At 65.6% G+C, this 7463-nt stretch carries 6 protein-coding genes; all 6 read right to left on the bottom strand.

The window, feature by feature from the left end; translation table 11 throughout:
* The coding region (locus tag AYB31_RS06595) for an amino acid adenylation domain-containing protein (RefSeq protein WP_201787424.1) at positions 1-2880 on the bottom strand (2880 nt) is incomplete at its 3' end.
* A gap of 22 nt (positions 2881-2902) precedes the next feature.
* A complete protein-coding gene (locus AYB31_RS06590; protein WP_068826999.1) occupies positions 2903-3628 on the bottom strand; it encodes a thioesterase II family protein in 726 nt (241 codons plus the stop codon).
* On the bottom strand, positions 3628-3831 hold the full coding sequence (locus tag AYB31_RS06585; RefSeq protein ID WP_068826997.1) for an MbtH family protein: 204 nt from the start codon (positions 3829-3831) through the stop codon (positions 3628-3630). The genes AYB31_RS06590 and AYB31_RS06585 overlap by 1 nt, the downstream gene beginning before the upstream one ends.
* A 125-nt stretch (positions 3832-3956) precedes the next feature.
* Positions 3957-5627, bottom strand: a complete 1671-nt coding sequence (locus AYB31_RS06580) for a multidrug ABC transporter permease/ATP-binding protein (RefSeq protein WP_068826994.1) — start codon at positions 5625-5627, stop codon at positions 3957-3959.
* A 24-nt stretch (positions 5628-5651) separates the two neighbouring features.
* The gene (locus tag AYB31_RS06575; RefSeq protein WP_153020655.1) at positions 5652-6218 is read right to left on the bottom strand and encodes a sigma-70 family RNA polymerase sigma factor; all 567 of its coding nucleotides are present in this window, start codon (positions 6216-6218) and stop codon (positions 5652-5654) included.
* A gap of 129 nt (positions 6219-6347) precedes the next feature.
* Complete coding sequence (locus tag AYB31_RS06570) at positions 6348-7370, bottom strand: zinc-dependent alcohol dehydrogenase family protein (protein ID WP_068826990.1); 1023 nt, start codon at positions 7368-7370, stop codon at positions 6348-6350.
* Positions 7371-7463: the final 93 nt, after the last annotated feature.

Genomic DNA, 7463 nt, shown 5'->3' with positions numbered 1-7463 from the left:
TAGCCCCCTCTCCCTTTGGGAGAGGGCTGGGGCGGCCGGCGTACCGGTGAGGGTCTCGGCGTGCGACTCAGACTCACCGTGCAGCTCGGAATCTCCCTCACCCCCTTCCCCTCTCCCAGAGGGAGAGGGGTGTTTCAGCACCGCATAGCCCACCAGCTGTTTGCCGGTAGGGGTTTCACGGGCAATCACCGCCGCTTCCTGTACGCCTTCCAGGGCCAGCAGCTGGCTCTCGATCTCGCCCAGTTCGATACGGAAGCCACGGATTTTTACCTGATGATCCACCCGGCCCAGATAGTCCAGGGTGCCGTCTTCACGCCAGCGCACCAGGTCGCCGGTGCGGTACATGCGCTCGCCGGCTGTGCCAAACGGATCGGGTAGGAAGCGCTCGGCGGTCAGCTCCGGGCGCTGGAAGTAACCGCGTGCCAGACCGACTTCGCCGCCGATATACAGCTCGCCAGCCACGCCAATGGGCAGCAGGTTCAGTTCGGCATCCAGCACATACAGACTGCGCGGGCCCACCGGGTTGCCGATCGGCGCGTAGGCAACTTCGAAAGAGTCGCCCGGATAGGCCTCCCAGATCAGCGGCGTAACCACAGTCTCGGTCGGGCCGTAGCCGTTGATAATGCGCTTGGGTTCGAGCACGCGTTGCAGGCGCTCGTAGGTCTCGCGGGTAAAGGCTTCGCCACCCAGTGTCCAGGAACGCACCGGCAGCTTGAGGTTCTGACTTTCTACCCAGTCCAGCAGTTGCTGGGCATAGCTGGGCGGCAGGCAGGAGATGGTCACGCCTTCCTGAACAATCACCTGGCAGGTCTTCTCGGCGCTCCACAGTTCCTGATCGCGAATCACCAGGCGGCTGCCGAAGGCCAGCGGCACGGTCCAGCGCTCCAGGGCACCGTCGAAGCTGATGGAGGCGAAGTGCAGTTCCACATCGTCCGGCGTCATGCCGTAGCGCTGGCCGATGGTCTGCACATGCATGCTCAGGCCGAGGTGGTTCACCGCCACGCCTTTGGGCTGGCCGGTGGAGCCGGAGGTGTAGATCAGGTAGGCCAGATTCAACGGATGCAGCTGAATGGCTGGAGCTGAAGCGTCGAAGGCAGCGAGATCCAGCTGATCCAGATACAGCGGATCGACGCCCTCGCCCAGCGGAAGGCGCTCGGCCAGATCGGAAGACGTGATCAGCCACTTGAGGCCCGAATCCTCGACCATGTAGCTGAGGCGCTCGCGCGGGTAATCCGGGTCCAGCGGCACAAAGGCGCCGCCGGATTTCAGCACCGCCAGCATGGCGACGATCATCGCGTTGCCACGTTCCAGCGACACACCGACGCGGGATTCCGGGCGCACGCCGTGGGAAACCAGCAGCTGGGCCAGGCGATTGGATCGGACTTCCAGCTCGGCGAAGGAAATCCGCTCGGCGCCATGCGCCAGGGCGATGGCCTCAGGGCGCAACAGAGCCTGTTCGGCAATCAGCTCCGGCAGCAGGCGCGAGGCATCGAAGGCCTGTCGCGGTTTGTTCCACTCCGCCAGCAAGCGGCGCTCACCACTGCTGACCAGCTGCAGCTCGCCCAGTGCCGCCTGTGGTGCACTGACGAAACCCTCGAGCACTTCGACGAAACCGGCGATCAGCCGTTCGATGCTGCTCTCGGCAAACAGGTCGGCGGCGTAGGCGAAGTTGATCGACAGCTGATCGCCCTTGTCACGCACCGCGTCCAGTGCCAGGTCGAAGGGAATCTGGCTGGACGGTACTTCGTCCAGGGCGGTCTCGATGCCCGGCAGCCAGTCAGCCGCCAGCGGGTGTTGGCGCCGGTAGTTGAAGGCCACCTGGAACAGCGGCTGCTGGCCCAGGCTGCGGCTCGGCGCGAGCTCCTCCACCAGGCGCTCGAACGGCATCTGCTGGTGGGCCTGCGCCTCTTTGAGCCCGGCACGGGTCTGCTGTAGCCAATCCGCCACCGACAGTTCGGGACGTGGCTCGGCCTTGAGCACCAGGGTGTTGACGAAGAAACCGACCAGGCGCTCATAACCCTTGGTGCGGCCGGCCACCGGTACGCCGATGCGCACTTCGCGCTGGCCGGACAGGCGCGCCAGTTGCAGCTGCAAGGCCGCCAGCAGCACGGTGAATAACGTGGCGCCATTGGCCTTGGCCAGGTCGCTGAGGCGCGCCACCAGGGCTGGGTCCAACTGCAACATGCGATACGCCGCGCGACGGGCAGCCTGGGCGTTGTTCGGGTAATCGGGTGTCAAGCTCAGCGGCGGTTGCTCGCCCCCCAGGCGCTCGCGCCAGAACTGCATCTGTTGCAGACCTGCCTCGCTATCCAGCCACTCACGCTGGCCGACGGCGTATTCGCTGTACTGCAGCGGCTGCGGGGTCATGAACGGCTGACGGCCCTGCTGGCGCGCGCGATAGAACTCGGCCACCTCCTCCACCAACAGCCGTACCGACCAGGCGTCGGAGATGATGTGGTGCATGCCCACCGCCAGTGCATGACTGTTCTCACCCAGGCGATAGAGCGCGCAGCGCACCAGTGGGCCTTCGGTGAGTGCGTAGCGGCGCTCGATAAAGTCGCGGGCCAGCGCCTCGACCTGCTCGGCGTCGCCACGCAGATCGATGATCTCCAGTGGCATCGGGCCGACCGGCAGCACGGCCTGCTGGGCCAGGCCATCGTGTTCGCGCAGCAGGGTGCGTAGCGCCGCATGACGGGCACACACCTGGTCCAGGCCATGACGCAGGCCGTCCACATCCAGCGCGCCCTCGAAACGCAGCAGGCCGCCGATGTTATAGGCGGTGCTGGCACTTTCCAGGTGACTGAAGAACCACAACCGCTGCTGGGCGAAGGACAGCGGCGCCCATTGCAGGGCAATGTTGGTCGGGACAGGTGCGTTCATGGCAGAACCTCGCAAAAATGGCCTAGGCGCCCAGAGGCATGCCGGCCGCCTCGCGCCGCAGCAGGCGTGAGGCATGGAATTCGATCAGGGACAGCAGTTCGTCTTCCTGGGGACGCAGATAGGCGTGGTCGCCATCCAGCCACTCCAGGGTGAAATCACTACGCGTCTCGCGGCGCCAGGCGCGCAGGTCGTCTTCGCTCAGGCTGTCGCGCCGTGCGCCGAGCACATGCAGCGCGCAAGGCAGGGGCGCGCGGCGCTGGTAGCGATAGCTCTCGGCCAGGGCGAAGTCGCTGCGCAGCACCGGCAGCAGCTCGTGGCGAAACAGCGGGTCGGCCAGTAGCTCGCGCGGCAGCCGGGCAAAGCCATCGAGGCTGGCGAACAGCTCACCGTCGCTGCGCAACGTCATGCGCGGCGCCTGCAGGCGTCGTGACGGCGCACGCGAGGCGGAAGCGAATAGCGCCAGCGGCGCCTCATGGCCCCCGGCGATCAGCGCCTGGGCCAGCTCGAAGGCCAGCATCGCGCCGAGGCTGTGCCCCCACAGCAGATACGGCCCATTACACTCGCGGTGCCAGGCCTGTTTGAGGTCGGCCAGCAATGCCGGCAACTCCTGACAGAGCTCTTCGCTGTCGCGCGCGCCGCGGCCTGGCAGCTCCAGCGGACAAACTTCCAGCCAGCGCGGCAGGCGCTTGCGCCAGCGTGCGTAAGGCATGGCGCTGGCGCCGGCATGAGCCAGGCAGAACAGCTGCATCAGGCGTCCATGGCCTCGCGCAGAGTGCGCGGGCGCATATCGGTCCAGACGCTGGCGATATGCGCCAGGCAGGTCGGCTTGTCGCCGCGCACGCCCTCCTCCTTCCAGCCGGCCGGCACGGCCTTGTAGGCCGGCCAGATGGCGTATTGCTGTTCGTCGTTGACCACCACCAGGAAAGTGGTTTGCGGGTTGTCCAGGCTCATGGGATTACCTCGGATTGATTTGCACGACTTAAAGACGCGCGAAGCTGCGAATAATTTTCATTTAATTCCATTTCGCGGATGTGACGAGACCGCCTCCAAGCGAGGCTGTCTCCAGCGCGAAGGATTTATGCCGGGATGGAGCCGCCGATCTCGCGCACCGCATCCTGGGTGGCGCGCTCACGCTCGGCGCCGGTCAGCTCCAGCAAGCGGCCACCATCCATCTTCAGCAGGCGGTCAGCCTGGTCGAAGTAATGGTCGTCGTGGGTGATGGCGACGATGGTCTTGCCGGCCGCTTTGAGCTGCGGCAGCAGCTCGCGGTAGAACAGGCGACGGAACAGCGGGTCCTGGTCAGCGGCCCACTCGTCGAGGATCAGGATGTCGCGGTCCTCGAGCATCGCCAGCATCAGCGCCAGGCGTTTGCGCTGGCCCTGGGAGAAGCGTGTATCGGCCAGGCGACCCTCGGCGAAACGCACCTTGTGACGCAGGCGCAGGCGTTCCAGCCAGTTGCCTACCAGCAGCTCCTCCACCTCGCCACCGGCCGGGCCGAGCAGGCGGGCGAACAGGTGGAAGTCGGTGAATACGCTGGCGAACAGCTGGCGATAGGCCTGCCATTCGTGCGCCTCAACCGCGCGACCATCCAGCTGGATCTCACCGGCGGCCGGGCGATGCAGGCCGGTGAGCAGGCGCGCCAGGGTCGACTTGCCGCTGCCGTTGCCGCCCACCAGGAACACCAGCTCGCCGCGGCGCAGCTCCAGGTCGATGGGACCGACATCGAAACCGGCCTCGTCGCCCTCGCCCGGGTAGCGGTACTCGACACCTGCCAGGCGCAGGCTCTGCCAGGCGCCCAGGGCATTCACACCGGCAATCTCGGCGGTTTCTGGTGCCAGCTCCAGGGTCTCCAGCTTGTCCAGGGAGATGCGCGCAGCCAGCAGGCTGGGTAGCGCTGCGACCGTGGCGACCATGGGCGCACGCAGGAACAGCACCGTCAGGGCAAAGGTGGCCGCAACCTCGCCGGAAGCCCAACCCAGGCCGCTGGCGCAGAAGAACAGGATGCCGATGCTACCCAGCACCATGCAGTTGGCCCAGTTGCCGGCCAGGCCATTGAAGATGTCGGCGCGGGTGACATTGTCACGATAGGCACGGGCGTCGCGGTCGAACTCCTCGTCATACAGGCGCCGCGCGCGGTCGCGGTTTAGCGCCAGTTCCTTGCGACCGTCGATGATCGCCTGGTAGTCCTGGTACAGGCGGTCCTCGGCCTCACGCAGCAGGCGAATGTGCTGGTTGACCTTGCCGACGAAGAACCAGCCGACCAGCAGGGTCAACCCCAACCAGGCAGCGGTGATGCCGAACAGCGCCGGCGACAGCCAAGCCAGATAGCTGAAGGCCGCCGCGCTGAGGATCAGGCCGTAGACCAGCTCCGGCATATAGACGAAGGCGATGGTGATGTTGCGGATGTCGCTGGACAGGCTGGCGAGGATGCGCGCTCCGCCGATCTGCTCCAGACGCTCGATATCGGTGTCCAGCACACGGCGTACCAGGCTGCGGCGCAGGCGGTAGACGAAGCGGTGGCCGAGGGTGTGCAGGGCGATCTGCCCTGCCCCTGCACACAGCAGCAGCAATGCCAGCAGACCGAGGAAGCTGGCCAGGGCCGTGCCCAGCTCGCCTTCGAGGCGAATCAGACGCAGGTTGATGAAGGCGATCACGCCGACGCTGAGGATCGCGCTGCACAGGCTGAGCAGAACGATGCCGGAGAGCGGCAGGCGGTTGTCACGGAACAGCAGCTTGAGCAGTTTCATGTCGGGTCCAGAGCGGCGCAGGCGTCAGGCCGCCGCGGATTCGAGGCGGTTGCGGCAGTGCTTGAGGGCATCGCGCAGGAGGAAATGCACCAGGGTCGGCGAGGCGCTGAGATGGGCGGCCACCTCGCGCTGGCTATAGCCTTCCAGCTGGCTCATGGTGAAGACGGTGCGAGTACGCTCGGGCAGTTCGCCAAGGGCATGCTGCAAGCGCTGCCATTCCAGCTGGCCGATGGCGCGCTGCTCAGGGCCGGATTGCGGCGCAGGCAGCTCGTCGAGCAGCTCCTCGTCGGCACTGTAGCGCCCTTCCAGCGCCTGGCGGCGCAGGCGGTCGATGGACAGGTTGCGCACCATGCGGAACAGGTAGCGCAATGGGTCGTCGATGGCGTGACGGTCGCCGCTCTCCCACAGCTTGAGAAAGGCGTCGTGCACCACGTCTTCAGCACGGGCACGGCAGCCGAGCACGCTCTTGGCCGCGTCGATCAGCACGCGGCGGTGGCCGGCGTAAAGACTTTCCAGCCCGTTGTTCCTGGTGTCGGAGGCCAGGCATACCGGCATGCCGGCAGGCTCCCCCCAACGATGAAACGTTCCCATAGCCCGATCCTCGGCTGCAACGTGATGCGCATCTTAATGATAATATTTATCATTACAAGCATTGCAGTCGAATTATCGGCAGAAACACAAACGCCGCCCGGAGGCGGCGTTCTGCCAGCAGCACCCCGGTTAAGGGGTAAGCGTCATCACTACACGACCACCGGCCGGGCAGGTTTCCATGAACTGGTTGGCGGCGATGAAGTCATCGAACGCAAACGTCTTGGCAATGGTCGGCTTGAGCAGGCGATCTGCGGTCATCTGATTGATGCGGGTCAGCGCACGCTGGACTGCCGCCTCATCACGCTCCAGGCCGAGCTCGGGTTGCCCGGTGAAGTCCATCAAGCAGTGGCGGAAGAACTGCAGGTGTTTCTTGAACGCGGCGCAGGCCGGGAAAGCGGCGTCGTTGCCGCCGTTGACGCCATAGATGATCAGCTTGCCACGGGTTGCAGCCACGTCGCCGAGCAGCTTCATCTGCGGGCCAGCGCACTGATCCATCACGACTTCCACGCCTTTGCCGTCGGTGAAACGCTCCACTTCCAGCACCAGATCCTGTTCCTCGGTGTCGATCACCTTGTCCGCACCCAGTTCACGCAGGTAGCTGCGGGTTTCACCTTCGCTGGTCGCGGCGATCACCGTGGCGCCCAGTGCCTTGGCCATCTGTACCGCCTGCGGCGCCAGACAATGCGCGGCTTCGGTGACCAGCACGCGCTGGCCCGGCTGCACCTCGGCCAGTTCGACCAGGGCAAAATAGGCCAGCAGGTAGGGGGTGTAGTGCACGGCCGCTTCCTGCGGGCTGAGCACTTCGGGATAACGAGTCAGCGCACTGCGCGGCATCAGCACCAGGTCGCCCCAGGCCGGATACTGGTTGGGGCTGAAAGCCGGGAAGCTGGCCACTGCCACGCCGGCCGCGAGATCCTCGACGCCCGGGCCGACGGCCTCGACCACGCCGGCCAGCTCGAAACCGACACCCGCCGGCAACTGCGCCGGTTGGTCAGGGGCCAGGTTCTGGCGCCACAACACATCGCGCCAGCCCACGCCGAGAGCCTGGGTACGCACCAGTACTTCGCCGTGACCGGGTTTCGGGGTCGGCACCTCATCCAGGCGCAGCACACTGGCATCGCCGAACTGGTGGAAACGGATCATGCGGGACATCGAACACCTCGCCTTCATATTGCTATGGCCACGGACTCTATACGGGCTTTCCCGGCAAAACTACCCGCCGCCATTGATAGTCACCATAAATAT

The organism is Pseudomonas sp. BMS12 (genome assembly GCF_001592875.1).
In the GTDB taxonomy this organism is placed as follows: Bacteria; Pseudomonadota; Gammaproteobacteria; order Pseudomonadales; family Pseudomonadaceae; genus Aquipseudomonas.
This window is presented reverse-complemented; position numbering and strand designations above follow the sequence as displayed.